At 65.8% G+C, this 13,452-nt stretch carries 13 protein-coding genes; 9 read left to right on the top strand and 4 right to left on the bottom strand.

All coding sequences use genetic code 11. The annotated features are described in order from the left end of the window. Window positions 1-155: 155 nt before the first annotated feature. The gene (locus tag BM244_RS07620) at window positions 156-1,844 is read right to left on the bottom strand and encodes a class I adenylate-forming enzyme family protein (protein ID WP_175518125.1); all 1,689 of its coding nucleotides are present in this window, start codon (window positions 1,842-1,844) and stop codon (window positions 156-158) included. Between the two features lie 37 nt (window positions 1,845-1,881). Between BM244_RS07620 and lgt the strand changes: the two genes are divergently transcribed. The 6 genes from lgt to BM244_RS07650 all read left to right on the top strand — a co-directional run bounded on the left by lgt (window position 1,882) and on the right by BM244_RS07650 (window position 7,532). Further along, window positions 1,882-2,796 (top strand): prolipoprotein diacylglyceryl transferase, encoded by a 915-nt coding sequence (gene lgt / locus BM244_RS07625; protein WP_093398378.1) that lies wholly within the window; start codon window positions 1,882-1,884, stop codon window positions 2,794-2,796. 177 nt (window positions 2,797-2,973) lie between these two features. After that, the gene (locus BM244_RS07630) at window positions 2,974-3,936 is read left to right on the top strand and encodes a class I SAM-dependent methyltransferase (RefSeq protein ID WP_254784339.1); all 963 of its coding nucleotides are present in this window, start codon (window positions 2,974-2,976) and stop codon (window positions 3,934-3,936) included. Beyond that, window positions 3,933-4,445 (top strand): GNAT family N-acetyltransferase, encoded by a 513-nt coding sequence (locus BM244_RS07635; protein WP_093398379.1) that lies wholly within the window; start codon window positions 3,933-3,935, stop codon window positions 4,443-4,445. The genes BM244_RS07630 and BM244_RS07635 overlap by 4 nt, the downstream gene beginning before the upstream one ends. 159 nt (window positions 4,446-4,604) lie before the next feature. After that, a complete protein-coding gene (gene pgeF, locus BM244_RS07640) occupies window positions 4,605-5,378 on the top strand; it encodes a peptidoglycan editing factor PgeF (RefSeq protein WP_093398380.1) in 774 nt (257 codons plus the stop codon). 90 nt (window positions 5,379-5,468) lie between these two features. Then, window positions 5,469-6,815 carry a cystathionine gamma-synthase family protein gene (locus BM244_RS07645; protein ID WP_093398381.1) on the top strand — a complete coding sequence of 449 codons (1,347 nt, stop codon included), beginning with the start codon at window positions 5,469-5,471 and terminating at the stop codon, window positions 6,813-6,815. A gap of 198 nt (window positions 6,816-7,013) precedes the next feature. Beyond that, window positions 7,014-7,532 carry a phosphoribosyltransferase gene (locus BM244_RS07650; RefSeq protein WP_093398382.1) on the top strand — a complete coding sequence of 173 codons (519 nt, stop codon included), beginning with the start codon at window positions 7,014-7,016 and terminating at the stop codon, window positions 7,530-7,532. Window positions 7,533-7,818: 286 nt separating this feature from the next. Here the strand turns inward: BM244_RS07650 and BM244_RS07655 are convergent, their stop codons facing one another. Beyond that, window positions 7,819-8,214 (bottom strand): glycine zipper 2TM domain-containing protein, encoded by a 396-nt coding sequence (locus tag BM244_RS07655; RefSeq protein WP_093399026.1) that lies wholly within the window; start codon window positions 8,212-8,214, stop codon window positions 7,819-7,821. A 156-nt stretch (window positions 8,215-8,370) separates the two neighbouring features. Here BM244_RS07655 and BM244_RS07660 point away from each other — a divergent pair, with 156 nt between their 5' ends. Next, complete coding sequence (locus tag BM244_RS07660; protein ID WP_175518126.1) at window positions 8,371-9,396, top strand: esterase-like activity of phytase family protein; 1,026 nt, start codon at window positions 8,371-8,373, stop codon at window positions 9,394-9,396. A 95-nt stretch (window positions 9,397-9,491) separates the two neighbouring features. On the opposite strand, the gene rpmB is transcribed toward BM244_RS07660, so the two are convergent. Next, entirely contained in the window at window positions 9,492-9,791 is a 300-nt protein-coding gene (rpmB, locus tag BM244_RS07665) for a 50S ribosomal protein L28 (RefSeq protein ID WP_093398383.1), read from the bottom strand. Window positions 9,792-9,950: 159 nt separating this feature from the next. Between rpmB and BM244_RS07670 the strand changes: the two genes are divergently transcribed. Beyond that, on the top strand, window positions 9,951-10,169 hold the full coding sequence (locus tag BM244_RS07670) for a hypothetical protein (protein WP_093398384.1): 219 nt from the start codon (window positions 9,951-9,953) through the stop codon (window positions 10,167-10,169). A gap of 39 nt (window positions 10,170-10,208) precedes the next feature. Beyond that, a complete protein-coding gene (locus BM244_RS07675; protein WP_254784340.1) occupies window positions 10,209-10,658 on the top strand; it encodes a nucleoside deaminase in 450 nt (149 codons plus the stop codon). A gap of 132 nt (window positions 10,659-10,790) precedes the next feature. Here the strand turns inward: BM244_RS07675 and pepN are convergent, their stop codons facing one another. Continuing rightward, entirely contained in the window at window positions 10,791-13,379 is a 2,589-nt protein-coding gene (gene pepN / locus BM244_RS07680; protein ID WP_093398386.1) for an aminopeptidase N, read from the bottom strand. Window positions 13,380-13,452 lie beyond the last annotated feature (73 nt).

A 13,452-nucleotide genomic window follows, 5' to 3' on the forward strand; every position in this document is an offset into this window, starting at 1 on the left:
GTGGCTCTAATCCTTCTCCCCCACGGGGAGAAGGTGGCGCGAAGCGTCGGATGAGGGGGAGTGGGTCTCCGGGACTTTGCCGGGAGTCTCACTGCCCCTCTCCCTTCCGTCGCCAAGTGGCTCCTCCCTCCCTCTCCCCGTAGGGGCGAGGGAATTTAGGCTAGCGCTCGGTAAGTGGCTTTCAGCGTCACCTTGTCGATCTTCTCCGTCCCCAGTCTCGGCAGCGGCTCTTCCGAAATCCAGATTCGCTGCGGTATCTTGAACGCGGCGATGTGCTGGTGGAGGAATGCGGTCAGGTCGTCCGGGGTCAGCGTCTCGCCGTCCTGTGGCACTACCACCGCACCGGGGACCTCGCCGAAGCGCTCGTCTGCGAGGCCGAACACGGCGGCTTCCGCGACCGCTGAATGCTCGTACAACGCCGCCTCTACCTCCTGGCACGAGATGTTCTCGCCGCCGCGGATGATGATGTCCTTCTTGCGATCGACGATGAACAGGTAGCCGTCCTCGTCGAGGTAACCGATGTCGCCGGTCCGGAAATAGCCGTCCGACGTGAACGCTCCGGCAGTGGCGTCGGGGCGGTTCCAGTATTCCTTGAAGTTGCAGATCGTGCGGATGCAGACCTCGCCGCGCTGGCCCTGGTCGACCGGGTGTCCGGCATCGTCGAGGATCGCGAGGTCGACCAACGGTGCGCTGGGGCGTCCCGCGGAATTGGGCTTGGCGAGGTAGTTGCCGCGCCAGTTGCCGGTGCCGACCGCGTTGGTCTCGGTCAGGCCGTAACCGATCAGCGGCGCGCTTCCGCCCATTTCCTCGTCGATGCGGCGGACGTGATCGACCGGGCGGGGTGCACCGCCCGCGGCGAAATCGGTGACGGTCGACAGGTCGTACTTCGCGCGGTCGGGGTGGTTGAGGATCTCGAAGCTCATCAAGGGCACGCCGACGAAATAGGTGACGCGCTCCGCCTCGATCAGCCGCATCGCCTCGCCTGCATCCCATTTCGGCATCAGCACGAGTTTGCGCCCCATCGCGAAGCTTTGGAGGAACACGGGTACCTCCCCGGTGATGTGGAACAGCGGGATCGTCAGCAGCGTAACCGGCTGGCCGACCGGTGGATTGCCTTGCGCGGTGGCGATGCCGACCATCATCATCGCCTGGCCGAGATAATTGAAGATGCCCTGCACGATTGCGCGATGCTCGGAGAGCGCGCCCTTCGACTGGCCGGTCGAGCCCGACGTGAACAGGATCGTCGCGTGGTCCTCGGGCCCGAGCAGCGGGAGGTCGGCGGTGTGATCGTCCTTTGCGAACACGGCTTCGAGCGCTTCGGCTAGCGGTCGCGAATCGTCGATCTCGACCACTGGCGTGCGTAGGCCCGCGATCTGGGCCAAGCGCCTTACCCGTGGCGGATCGGCGAACACGAGTGCGCAATCGACCTCGCCGATCGCGGTCTCCAGTTCCTCCGACTGCCACCAGCCGTTGAGCAGGGTCGCGACGCCGCCGGCCATGATGATGCCCATGTACAGCACAATCCAAGACGGCGAATTGCGCATCGCGATGCCGACTCGGTCGCCTTTGGTGATCCCGTACCTGCCGATCAGGGCGCGGGCGGTGCGCTCGGCGGCGGCGTAGACCTCGCCGAAGGTCAGCCGTTCGGCGCCCGAGACGAGGAAGACGGCGTCGCGGTGCTCGTTGGCGTAGTGCGCGAAATAATAGCTGAGCGCGGGCGGGGCGGCGGCGATCGTCGGCAGCGTGACCCCGAACCGCTCGACCGATCCGAGCGCGAGCATGCCGTCGGGCGCGGTCAGCGCGGCCATCGTCGAATCCATAGCTGTATCGAGCTCGGTCCGCATATCGCTCTCCTACTTGGTCTTATCGTTATCGGTCTTTATGCAGGGGCGAACGCGTGGGGAAAAGCCTTTGATCCTGTCGACCATTTCAGCTGCCGTCGGCAGTCACATCCGCTTCGAGGATCTGGGGCTCCACCCCGACGTCTTCTCGATCGGCTTCTTTACGCTGCGTTGGTACAGCCTTGCCTATATCGGCGGGATCCTGCTCGGCTGGTGGTATCTGCTGAAGCTGCTCGCCCAGCCCGGCGCACCGATGGCGCGGCGGCATGCCGACGACCTGGTGTTCTACGCGACGCTCGGCATCATCCTCGGCGGGCGGCTCGGCTATGTGATCTTCTACGCGCCGGAGATGTTCCTGCATCCGCTGCGTATCTTCCGGCTCTGGGATGGCGGCATGTCGTTTCATGGCGGCGTCATCGGCACGTCGATCGGGCTGATCCTGTTCGCGCGGAAGCACCAGCTCAACTGGTTGCGCGTGCACGATTATATCGCGTGCTGCGTGCCCTTCGGACTGTTCTTCGGGCGGCTGGCGAACTTCGTGAATGGCGAACTGTGGGGCAAGCCGACCGATGTTGCGTGGGGGATCATCTTCGAGCGCACGGTGCCGTTCGGGATGGTCGAGCCGGCGCGGCACCCGAGCCAGCTGTACGAGGCGGGGCTGGAGGGTATCGTCCTGTTCGCGCTGCTGTGGTTCGCGTTCTGGAAGACCAAGGCGCGGTATGACCCGGGCAAGCTCGTCGGGTTGTTCGTGCTGGGGTACGGGATCGCGCGGTTTACCGTCGAGTTCTTCCGCGAGCCGGATTCGCAGCTGCGGGCGTTTGCCGAGCATACCGGGCTGCACATGGGGCAGTGGCTGTGCGTGCCGATGATCGTCGGTGGCGCGTATCTGGTGGCGACGTCGGCCAAGCGGCGCGTGCGGGTCGAGTCGATCGCGGGGACGGCGAGCGTCGCTTAACGCCCCTCCCGCTTGCGGGAGGGGTTGGGGGAGGGCATGGCCGCAAATGTCATGGCCAACGATAATCCAGCCCCTCCCCTAACCCCTCCCGCAAGCGGAAGGGGGATAGACACCGCCCTCCCGGAACGTCTCGCCCGAGCGATTGCGCTCGCGGGTCCGATTCCCGTTGCGCAGTATATGGCGGCGGCGAACGCGCATTATTATGCGACGCGCGACCCGTTGGGGGCGGCGGGCGACTTCACCACTGCGCCCGAGATCAGCCAGATGTTCGGCGAGCTTGTCGGTTTGTGGTGTGCTGATCTTTGGGACCGCGCTGGGCGGCCCGAGGTGGCGTGGGTCGAGCTCGGGCCGGGTCGCGGGACGCTGGCCGCCGATGCCGCGCGGGCGATGGCGAAGGCCGGGCTGGAGCCGCCGGTACATTTCGTCGAGACCAGCCCCGCGCTGCGTGCCGCGCAGGCCGAGCGCGTGCCCGCTGCGACGTGGCACGACGCGGTCGACACGTTGCCCACCGATCGCCCGCTGATCGTCGTCGCCAACGAGTTCTTCGACGCGCTGCCGATCCGGCAGTTGGTGAAGCGCGAGCAGTGGCATGAACGGCTCGTCGCGGCGCAGGACCTGCTGTTCCTGCCGATCGCCGGGAAGCCGCTCCCGGATGCCGTCATCCCCGAGCCGTTCCGCGACGCGCCCGCAGGCTCGATCCTGGAAACCTCGCCTGCCGCCGTGACCATCATCCGTGGTCTCGCCAAGCGGATCGCCGCGCAGGGCGGTGCGCTGATCGCGATCGACTATGGCTATGAGGGGCCGGCGCTCGGCGACACGTTGCAGGCGGTGCGCGGGCATGCGTTCGCCAATCCGTTCGAGGCGCCCGGCGAGCACGACCTGACCGCGCATGTCGACTTCACCACGCTCGCTGCGGCCGCCCAAACGGAGGGCGCGGTCGCATGGGGGCCGGTGACGCAGCGCGACCTGCTCGGCGCGCTCGGGATCGATTCGCGGACGTCGGCGCTCGCCAAGGCGTCGCCTGCGCGGGCGGAAGCACTGGCGGCGGATCGGAGGAGGTTGATGGACGATATGGGTACGCTCTTCAAAGCGCTGGCGATCACCGCGCCGAACTGGCCGACACCGGCGGCATTCGCATGATCGCCTATCGCAATGCGGTGCCCGCCGACGGTGCAGAACTCGGTTCGATGGCGAAGCAGTCTTTCACCGATACGTTCGGTACGCTGTACCGGCCTGAAGACCTCGCCGCGTTCCTGGAGCAGACGTTTGGCGAGAACGGGCTTCCGGCGCAACTGTCCGACCCTGCCTTCACGGTGCGGGTCGCGGTGGACGAGGCGGGTGAGATCGTCGGGTTTGCGAAGATCGGCCCGGTGGCGTTTCCCGGCGACTGGCAGGCGACGGCGATCGAACTTCACCAGCTTTACGTGCGCAGCGACCAGCATGGTGCGGGTGTCGGCCCGGCGTTGATGGACTGGGTGATCGATGTCGCACGGGCCGATGGCCGGACGGAAGTTATCCTTAGCGTGTATGTGGACAACCACCGGGCGCATCGGTTCTATCAGCGATACGGCTTCGTCGAGATCGGGCGGTATGTGTTCATGGTCGGGGAGCAGCCTGATGATGACCGGATCATGCGGCTTGTGCTGTGATCGTCGGCGCTACCAGCATCGCGCGGAACGGTACCACCCCGGCGGAGGCCGGGGCCCAATTGGAAAGGTTGCAGTAACGATGCGCAGTCCCCTGTCAGCAACGTCCCCCAATTGGGCCCCGGCCTTCGCCGGGGTGGAGCTATCTGAGGGGCGGTCGCTATGACCATCGACCTCATCCGCGCGAAGGCGCTTGGCGACATCCCGCATGGCTTTCTCGGCCGGCGTGGCGGTGTCTCGACCGGGGCGTATGCCAGCCTCAACGTCGGCATCGGCTCCCATGATGATCCCGCCCACATCGCCGAGAACCGCCGTCGCGCTACCGAGGCGGTGCTGCCCGGTGCGAGACTCGTCGGTCTCTATCAAGTCCATTCCGCCGACGCGGTCACCGTGATCGAGCCGTTCGACGACGCGATCCGTCCGCATGCCGATGCGCTGGTCACTGACCGGCCCGGCCTCGCGCTCGGCATCCTCACCGCGGACTGCGCGCCCGTCTTGTTCGCCGACGCGCACGCCGGCGTCGTTGCGGCAGCCCATGCCGGCTGGAAAGGCGCGCTCGGCGGCGTCACCGATGCGACGATCCTCGCGATGGAGGCGATCGGTGCGCACCGCGACCGGATCGTCGCCGCGGTCGGGCCGTGCATCGCGCGCGCCAGCTATGAGGTCGACGACGGCTTCATCCGCCGGTTCTGCGAGGCGGATCCGGAGAACGAGCGCTTCTTCGCGGACGGTCGCGCCGTCGAGAACAGGGGCGATCATTACCAGTTCGACCTGGAGGCCTATGTCGTCAGCCGTCTCGCGGTCGCCGGGATCGGCCGGATCGAGGCGCTCGGGCTCGACACGTACACCGATGACGATCGCTTCTTCAGCTATCGGCGCGCGACCCATCGCGGCGAGCCCTCCTATGGGCGCCAGATCAGCATAATCGGGCTGTAACGGAAGGCCGTAACGGTTCCCAAAGCCTGCGCCGGTCGTTTAGGCTCCGCACATCGGCTCGCATAAGACGGGCCACGCAGGAGCATATTGATGTCCGATACCCCCGAAAACGCCGGCGCCGTCCCCGCCGAAACCGAAGCGGACCTGACCGGCGTAGCGGCACGCGTCGCGCCGAAGCCCGAGATCGAGAAGATCGGCGGGCGGAAACTGAAGCCGTCGACGCTGATGATGGGCCACGGCTACGACCCCGCGCTGTCGGAAGGCTCGCTGAAGCCGCCGATCTTCCTCACCTCGACGTTCGTGTTTCCCAATGCGGCGGCGGGCAAGCGTCACTTCGAAGGCGTTACCGGCAAGCGTCCGGGCGGTGCCGAGGGGCTCGTCTATTCGCGCTTCAACGGGCCGAACCAGGAAATCCTCGAGGATCGTCTTGGCGTCTGGGAAGAGGCGGAGGACGCGCTCGCCTTCTCGTCGGGCATGTCGGCGATCGCCACGCTGTTCCTGGCGATGGTCAAGCCGGGCGACACGATCGTCCATTCGGGGCCGTTGTACGCGGCGACCGAGACGCTGATCGGGCGCGTGCTCGGCAAGTTCGGGGTCAAGTGGCTCGACTTCCCGGCTGGTGCGACGCGCGAGGAGATCGACGCGGTGATGACCGAGGCGGCGACCGGTAACGTCGCGCTTATCTATCTCGAAAGCCCGGCGAACCCGACCAACGCGCTGGTCGACGTCGAGGCGGTCGCGGCCAGCCGTGACGCGATCTTCAAGGGTGAGAAGCCGCCGATCGCGATCGACAACACCTTCCTCGGACCGCTGTGGTTCCAGCCGCTCAAGCATGGTGCGGATATCGTCGTGTACTCGCTGACCAAGTATGTCGGCGGGCATTCGGATCTGGTCGCGGGCGGCGTGCTGGGGTCGAAGGAGCACATCAACACGATCCGGACGATGCGGAACACGATCGGGACGATCACCGATCCGAACACCGCGTGGATGCTGTTGCGATCGCTGGAGACTCTCGAACTGCGGATGAGCCGTGCAGGAGAGAACGCGGCGAAGGTCTGCGCTTTTCTCCGTCACCATCCGAAGGTGGAGCGGGTCGCGTATCTGGGCTTCCTCGAGGACGAGCCGGGTATGGAGCGGCAAGCGGACATCTATCGTCGCCATTGCACGGGCGGCGGTTCGACCTTCTCGCTGTATCTCAAGGGCGGCGAGCGCGAGAGCTTCGCGTTCCTCGATGCGCTGAAGATCGCCAAGCTGGCGGTGTCGCTGGGTGGGACCGAGACACTGGCTAGCCATCCTGCGGGGATGACGCATCTGTCGGTGCCGGATGCGCGCAAGCAGGCGCTGGGGATCACGGACAACCTCGTCCGGATCTCGATCGGGGTGGAGGATCCGGACGATCTGATCGCCGATTTCGAGCAGGCGTTGGACACGATCTGAGCTGCTTAGACAACTCCCGATTTTTGTTCTCCCGCGAAGGGTCTCCCTTCAAAGTAATACTTTGAAGGGGCCCTGACGGCGGGAGCCCAGACTGGGTCCCCGCCTTTGCGGGGAAACAAGGAGTGGGCGTTACACAAGTGGCGCAAGGCGGGCGGGTTTTGGGTGAAGTCTTCGCCTTGACCCGCTAGCATGCTGCCAATGCCGATCTTTACCCCCATCCCGCAGCACGAGTTCGTCGCTGCAATCCACATCCTCGCCGCCAAGCTGGTCGAGGATACCGCGTGGAAACCCGATTATATCATCGGGATCGGTCGCGGTGGGCTCGTGCCGGCGGTGTTCCTCAGCCATGCGATCGGATTGCCGACGCTGTCGGTCGATTATTCGAGCCAGGTGAAGGACTTTGCCGACGAACCGCTGGTCAAGCTTGCCGCGCGCACGCGCGAGGGTGAGCGGCTGTTGTTTCTCGACGACATCAATGATTCGGGGCGGACGATCACGCATCTGCGCGGCGCGCTGGCGGCGGCAGGTGCGGTCGAGGGGGCGGTGCGGTTTGCGATGCTGATCGACAACGTCAGTTCGGCCGAGCGGATCGAGTATTGTGCGCGGACGATCGACCGGGCTGTGACGAAGGACTGGTTCGTGTTTCCCTGGGAGGCGGTGGCGCCGGCTGCGGCGATTGCCGAGGATGCGGCGGAAGTGCCTGAGCGGATTGCGTAATGTCTTGTTCTTCTGCGAATGCAGGAGGCCAGAGTTGCGCGGTCTGGGCTGAGTAACCCTGGATCCCTGCGTTCGCAGGAAAACGATAGACGAACAAAGGGCCGGCTCCCGTATGGGAAGCCGGCCCTCGCCCTCGATACGCTACGCGAGGGAACTGGGAAACTGGTTGGGCTCGAACGGGCGGGACGTCGGCAAAGCCGTCGTCGGTCGGGTCAGGCTGAGCCTGCCCGCCGTCCGTGCCGGCGGTTGCTCGCTTTCGCTAGCACCGGCCCGGGCTTTGCCGGGCTTACCGCCGGCAGTACCCCGGATTATCCGACTTATCGATTGCATTGCCGGCGAGGCCGCCACCGGCTGCACCGAGGACTGCGCCTAGCGTCCGGTCACCACGACCGGCGATGGTGTGGCCGAGCAGACCGCCGGCGAGCGCGCCGATGATCGTGCCGCCGGTGTTGTCGCAGCCGCGACGGCTGCGCGCGTTGTAGCGGCGGTCGTTGCCGCGATACTCGCGGTAGTCGCCGCGATAGCCACGGTCGTAGCCACCATCGCGGTAGCCGCCACCCTGGTAGCCATCGTAGCCACGCTCGTAGCGCGAGCCCCAGCGCTGCGCATCGGCGGCGGCGGGCACGAGGGCGGTCGCACCCAATGCGAGGGCACTGGCGGCGAGTGTAAAAGTCTTGAACATCGTGCGTCTCCCGTTGGGGATTTCGGCGGCGGCGAGGGCCGTGCTTCTATCCTCGATGAGACGCTTATGGGTGATTCGCATTGAGCTAAGCCTGAATGCCTCCGTTATCCGCTGTTCATGCTTCCGCGGATCGCCGGACACCCTATGAGGGATGCGATGCGGCGCTTGATCTCTGTCCTGTTCGTCGTCGTGAGCGTCTGCGCGATCGTGCCGACCTGGTCGGGCGAAGCGCGGCTCGACCTGCTCGGCAAGCGTGCGCAGTTGACCGCGACGCGCGTGATGCTCGATCGCACCAGACCGCGGCATGTGCGGGTCGGCGGGCTCACCTATCTTGGCGGGGTGGCGCTCGACAGTCGCGATCCGGCGTTTGGGGGATTCTCGTCGCTCGACGTTGCGCCGGCGGCGAACGGCAATCGCTTCACGATGCTGAGCGACGGCGGCAATATCGTCCAGTTCGACATGGGGGCCGACTGGCTCCCGCACCGGGTCGCGTTCGAGAACCTGCCTGCGGGGCCTGGCATCGGCTGGGAAAAGCGCGACCGCGACAGCGAATCGATGGCGATCGATCCGGTTACGGGGAAAATCTGGGTCGGCTTCGAGAATGGTAATTCGATCTGGCGCTATGCTGCGGGATTTGCGCGGTACGAGGCGCGGGTGATGCCGGAGGCGATGCGGAAATGGCCGTCGAACGGCGGTCCCGAATCGATGGCGCAGCTGCCCGATGGGCGTTTCGTCGTCATCAGCGAGGAGGCACATGTCCGTCGGCAAGACTGGTCCGGGTCGGAAGGCGAGCGGCTGCATACGCGGGAGGCGCTGATCTTCGCGGGCGATCCGGCCGGAGCGGGGGTGCCTGAGCGATTCGCGTATGAGCCGTTCGGGCGATATGACCCGTCGGACGTCACCGCGTTGCCGAATGGCGACCTGCTCGTGCTCGATCGTGGTTTCCGACTGCCGTTCACGTTCTCGGCGCGGATATCGCGGGTCGCGGCACGGGACGTGGCGGCGGGGCGAATCGCGCGCGGCCGTCTGATCGCGACGATCGATGCGCCGCTGATCCACGATAATTTCGAAGGGATCGACACGACGGTCGAGAACGGCGCGACGATCGTGTGGATCGTGTCGGACGACAACCAGATGTTTCTCCAGCGGACTCTGCTGCTGAAGTTCATGCTGGATCGCTAGCCCACAAACGCCGACGGCCCGCCCTGCGTGGTGCAGGGCGGGCCGCGGTGATCGTCTTGCCCGCCGCTATGCAGCGGGGACCTCAATCGTCGCTGTTAGGCGGCGACTGCCGACGATGCGATCTTCTTGACGACTTCGCGCTTGAGGCGGCGAACGCGGAGCGACAGCTTGTCGTCCGAGGTCTTCACCAGCCAGTTGTCGAGGCCACCGTTATGCTCGACGGTGCGCAGGCCATGCGTCGAGACGCGCAGCTTGACGCCCTTCTCGAGCGAATCGGAGAGAAGCGTGACGTTCTGCAGGTTCGGCAGGAACGTGCGCTTGGTCTTGTTGTTGGCGTGGGAGACGTTGTTCCCGACCATCCGGCCCTTGCCGGTCAGTTCGCAAATGCGCGACATGTGATTACCTATTCAAGTGTCGGGAGGAACCCCGGAAAGGCGCGCGGATAGCTGGCACGCCGGCTTTCGTCAACCGATTCACGTAAAACGCGTTGTGCAACCGGCAGCGCTCGGCGACGTTGTTACGCTATCGAACTGTTCAATAAAAGGGGATGTCTCATGCGTACGCTCTTGTCACTCGTCGCGATCGCGGTGCTCGTCGTGGTCGGCCTGATGTATTTCGGGATCATCAACATCGATCAGACTCGCCCCGGGGTGGTCCAGGCGCCGAAGTTTCAGGCCGACGTCGCCAAGGTCACGCTCGGTACGGAGAACAAGACCGTCGCGGTGCCGACGATCAACGTCGAGAAGCCGGCGAACAGCCAGGCACCGAACTGATCTTTACGCGGGGCGGGCGGCGGGGCAGGGCCTGAGGCCATGTTTCCCGTCCCCGAACCCATGCGCCGCGCGCTCGACGCGGCACGCGATGCGGCGCTGGCTGGGGAAGTCCCGGTTGGCGCCGTTGTCGTTAGGGACGGCGTGATTATCGCGACGGGGGCCAATGCGCCGCGGTCGTTGTGCGATCCGACTGCGCATGCAGAGATCCAGGCGATTCGCGCTGCTGCTTTGGTTCTGGGCAGCGACCGGCTCGAGGGGTGCGATCTCTGGGTGACGCTGGAGCCATGCGCGATGTGTGCTGGGGCGATCGCGCATGCCCGGATCGCGCGGCTCTATTATGGGGCGGCGGATGTTAAGGGCGGTGCGGTGGAGCATGGACCGCGGTTTTTCGGGCAGCCGACGTGTCATCATCGGCCTGAGGTTTATGCGGGAATTGCGGAGACCGAGGCTGCGGGGATCCTGCGCGAGTTCTTTGCTAGTCGGAGGTAGAGCATTGTCCATGATCCTCCCCTGCAAGGGGAGGTGGCGCGAAGCGACGGAGGGGTGACACTCCATCGACGGCGCGTCACCCCTCCGTCAGCGCAATGCGCTGCCACCTCCCCTTGCAGGGGAGGATCAGGTTCAGCCTTCTAGACTCTTGGACGCCTGTTCGAACAGGTCCTTCGACAGCCCCGACGTCCGCACGATCCGCTCCAGTTCCGCGCGCATCAACCCGGCGCGCGCCGCATCGAATCGGCGCCAGCGGCCGAGCGGCGGCAGGAGTTTCGCCGCGGTCTGTGGGTTCAACCGGTCGAGCGCGATGAGCTGATCCGCTAGGAACCGATACCCACTCCCATCGGCGGTATTGAACGCACGCTGGTTCGCGCCGAATGCGCCGATCAGCGATCGCGCGCGGTTGGGGTTGGTCAGCGTGAAGTCGGCATGCTCGGCCAGCCCCGCGACGATCGCGCCGGTATAGTCGCGCGACGACTGCGCTTGCGCCTGGAACCACTTGTCGAGCACCAGCGGGTTGTCGCAATATTGACTGTAGAAGATGTCGAGCGCGGTGGTGCGGATCTCGGACTCGCTGCTGACCAGCGTCGTCAGCGCACCCATCCGGTCGGTCATGTTGTCGGCCGAATCGAACTGCGCGAAGGCGAGGTCCGCCGCATCCGCCGCGCCGCTCGCCGCTATATAGCCGAGTGCGACGGTTCGCAGGCGACGCAGGCCCTTGCCCTCCGGCGTATAGGCGTAGGGCTGACCCTCACCCCGCGCATACGCCTGCCGCCATTGCGCCTCCAGCCGCGTGCCGAGATCGCGGCGCAGCGCTGCGCGTGCGCGGAAGATCGCGTCGGGATCGACGACGGCCATCTGGTCGCCGATGAAGCTCTCCGACGGCAGCAACACCGCCTCGGCGACGAAGGCCAGATCGAGATCGGTATTGGCGAGCGTGTTCGCGACCGCGGCGATGACGCCCTCGTGATCCGCATGCCCGCCGGCCGAGGCGACCAGCGTATCGAGCATCAACTGCTGCATTGCCTCGTAGCGCGCGAACGGATCGTCATCGTGCGCACTGAGGAAGGCGAGATCGGCGGCGGTGCGGTCGCTCTCGACCACCACGGGGGCGGAGAAGCCGCGGTTGATCGACAGCACCGGGCGCTCGGCGAGGCCTTCGAATTCGATCGTGTCGAGCGTGTCGTCGAACAGGACGAGGCGCTCGTCGGTCAGCGGCGCACCCGATTCGGCACCGAACAGCTTCACACGCAACGGCAGGACCATTGGCGACTTAACCGGCTGGCCGGGCGTCGCGGGTACCTGCTGTGCGAGCCGCAGCGTCGCGCGGTCTCCGTCGTGCGAGAGGCTCGCCGAGACGCGCGGGGTGCCCGCCTGCGAATACCAGAGGCGGAACTGGGTGAGGTCGACGTTGCCGCCCTCCTCCATAGAGGTGACGAAATCCTCGCAGGTCGCCGCCGTCCCGTCGTACCGGTCGAAATACAGGTCGGTGCCGGCGCGGAAGCCCTGCGGGCCGAGGATCGCGGCCATCATCCGGATCAGTTCGGCGCCCTTGTTGTAGATGGTCGCGGTGTAGAAGTTGGAGATCTCCTGGTAGGATTCAGGGCGCACGGGGTGCGCGAGCGGGCCCGAATCTTCGGGGAACTGCGACGCGCGCAGGCCGCGGACGTCCTCGATCCGCTTGACCGCGCGCGAACCCTGGTCGGCGGAGAAGCCCTGGTCGCGATAGACCGTGAAGCCTTCCTTCAGCGACAGCTGGAACCAGTCGCGGCAGGTGATCCGGTTGCCCGACCAGTTGTGGAAATATTCGTGCGCGACGACCGCAGCGATCGCGTCATAGTCGTAGTCGGTCGCGGTATCCGGGTCGGCGAGGATGTAGCGCGAGTTGAAGATGTTGAGGCCCTTGTTCTCCATCGCGCCGAAGTTGAAATCGTCGACCGCAACGATGTTGAACACGTCGAGGTCATACTCGCGGCCATAGGTCGTCTCGTCCCACGCCATCGCGAGCTCGAGCGCCTTCAACGCGTGGTCGGTCTTGGGCAGGTCGGCCTCGCGCACCCAGATGCCGAGCGACACCTCGCGGCCGGACATCGTCGTGAAGCTGCTGCGGTTCACCGCGAGGTCGCCGGCGACCAGTGCGAACAGGTACGACGGCTTGGGGAACGGATCGTGCCAGGTCGCCCAGTGGCGGCCGTCGTCGAGATCGCCCTGCGCGACGGGATCGCCGTTCGCGAGCAGCACGGGGAAGTGCTTCCTGTCGGCGGTCATCTGGACCGAATAGACGCTGAGCACGTCGGGGCGGTCGGGGAAATAGGTGATGCGACGGAAGCCTTCGGCCTCGCACTGGGTGCAGAGATTGCCGCCCGAGGCGTAGAGTCCCATCAACTGCGTGTTGCGATCGGGGGCGATCTCGACCTGCGTCTCGACGACGTGCGCGGTGCCGGTGAGCGGGATGACGAACTGTTCGCCGTCGATCCGCCAGTCGTTGATCGTCACGCCGTCGACCGTGACCGAGAGCGGCTTCTGGCCCGCGCCGTCGAGCCGCAGCGGTGCGGCGTGATCGCCGTTGCGCGTCACCGACAATGTAGCCGTTACGCGGGTGGTCGACGGATCGAGGTCGAACGCCAGTTTCGTCTCGGGGACCAGCCACTCGGGCGGGGTATAGTCCTCGCGGCGAATGACGAGCGGATGGGCGAGACTGTTCTGGATATCGAGCATATGTTTGCGAATATAGGGCCGTGGCCGCCTATCGCCAGCCAAAGCTTGCGCGGGTGACGGTGGATGCTACGCC

The organism is Sphingomonas sp. OK281, assembly GCF_900115295.1.
In the GTDB taxonomy this organism is placed as follows: Bacteria; Pseudomonadota; Alphaproteobacteria; order Sphingomonadales; family Sphingomonadaceae; genus Sphingomonas.

What these genes read in the sequence shown, in the direction of transcription:
- BM244_RS07620 (WP_175518125.1), bottom strand. Translation starts at nt 1,844, where the DNA reads ATGCGGACCGAGCTCGATACAGCTATGGATTCGACGATGGCCGCGCTG.
- lgt (WP_093398378.1), top strand. Translation starts at nt 1,882, where the DNA reads ATGCAGGGGCGAACGCGTGGGGAAAAGCCTTTGATCCTGTCGACCATT.
- BM244_RS07630 (WP_254784339.1), top strand. Translation starts at nt 2,974, where the DNA reads ATGGCGGCGGCGAACGCGCATTATTATGCGACGCGCGACCCGTTGGGG.
- BM244_RS07635 (WP_093398379.1), top strand. Translation starts at nt 3,933, where the DNA reads ATGATCGCCTATCGCAATGCGGTGCCCGCCGACGGTGCAGAACTCGGT.
- pgeF (WP_093398380.1), top strand. Translation starts at nt 4,605, where the DNA reads ATGACCATCGACCTCATCCGCGCGAAGGCGCTTGGCGACATCCCGCAT.
- BM244_RS07645 (WP_093398381.1), top strand. Translation starts at nt 5,469, where the DNA reads ATGTCCGATACCCCCGAAAACGCCGGCGCCGTCCCCGCCGAAACCGAA.
- BM244_RS07650 (WP_093398382.1), top strand. Translation starts at nt 7,014, where the DNA reads ATGCCGATCTTTACCCCCATCCCGCAGCACGAGTTCGTCGCTGCAATC.
- BM244_RS07655 (WP_093399026.1), bottom strand. Translation starts at nt 8,214, where the DNA reads ATGTTCAAGACTTTTACACTCGCCGCCAGTGCCCTCGCATTGGGTGCG.
- BM244_RS07660 (WP_175518126.1), top strand. Translation starts at nt 8,371, where the DNA reads ATGCGGCGCTTGATCTCTGTCCTGTTCGTCGTCGTGAGCGTCTGCGCG.
- rpmB (WP_093398383.1), bottom strand. Translation starts at nt 9,791, where the DNA reads ATGTCGCGCATTTGCGAACTGACCGGCAAGGGCCGGATGGTCGGGAAC.
- BM244_RS07670 (WP_093398384.1), top strand. Translation starts at nt 9,951, where the DNA reads ATGCGTACGCTCTTGTCACTCGTCGCGATCGCGGTGCTCGTCGTGGTC.
- BM244_RS07675 (WP_254784340.1), top strand. Translation starts at nt 10,209, where the DNA reads ATGTTTCCCGTCCCCGAACCCATGCGCCGCGCGCTCGACGCGGCACGC.
- pepN (WP_093398386.1), bottom strand. Translation starts at nt 13,379, where the DNA reads ATGCTCGATATCCAGAACAGTCTCGCCCATCCGCTCGTCATTCGCCGC.